The organism is Pollutimonas rozaliensis, assembly GCF_048751585.1.
Taxonomy (GTDB): Bacteria; Pseudomonadota; Gammaproteobacteria; order Burkholderiales; family Burkholderiaceae_B.
In genome coordinates, this window is sequence record NZ_JAZHOB010000359.1 from 1 (window position 1) to 237 (window position 237).

Sequence of the window (237 nt, forward strand, 5' to 3'; positions counted from 1 at the left end):
TCAGTGCGGCAATACCGGAAGGTGTAAGGGCGATGATCATTTTAACCAAGCGCATCACAATGGATTGCAGTGCATCAACAAAGAGGCGAATAGGCGCTTCAAGTTGTTCTTTCTCTTGCATCACTTTACGTGCGGCAATACCGACTAAAATACCAAAGATGACCACGGCAATGATTGAAGACGAACGGGCGCCAGTCAAATCTGCAAAAGGATTTGATGGAATAAAACCGATCAGCA

The 237-nt window shown here is 45.6% G+C and carries 1 protein-coding gene; it reads right to left on the reverse strand.

Annotation, left to right across the window (positions count from 1 at the left end):
• Positions 1-237, reverse strand: a 237-nt coding sequence (locus V0R37_RS23235; RefSeq protein ID WP_420376709.1) for a cation:dicarboxylate symporter family transporter, incomplete at both ends; no start/stop codon positions are given.